Source organism: Mesorhizobium sp. M2E.F.Ca.ET.209.01.1.1 (assembly GCF_004010375.2).
Lineage (GTDB): Bacteria > Pseudomonadota > Alphaproteobacteria > Rhizobiales > Rhizobiaceae > Mesorhizobium.
This window is the reverse complement of record NZ_SADP02001254.1, coordinates 1-286: the sequence shown is the minus strand read 5'-3', so window position 1 is coordinate 286 and position 286 is coordinate 1. Positions and strand designations below refer to the sequence as shown.

General features: G+C 64.7%; 1 pseudogene. It reads left to right on the top strand.

Annotation, left to right across the window (positions count from 1 at the left end):
* Positions 1–286: pseudogene (locus EN852_RS39945) on the top strand (IS110 family transposase); the annotation flags it as partial.

Sequence of the window (286 nt, the reverse complement as noted above, 5' to 3'; positions counted from 1 at the left end):
GAGGCGATGGGCTATCTGGAGAAGACCGACCGTATCGACGCTTCCATCATCGCCCATTACAGCGCAGTCAAGAAGATCGTGCCGACGCCACCACCCAGCACTGCCCAGCAGCGGCTTACTGCGCTGGTTGGGCGGCTTTGCCAGGTCGTCGGCGATGCGACCGTCAACAAGCAGCGTAGAAGCGCCGCGCGCGATGCCGAGACAGGCGCCGGCATCGAGGCGATGCTGGCTTTCCTCAAGCGTGAGGAGCGGCGCCTGGAAGGCGAGATCGCCTCGAGGATCGACG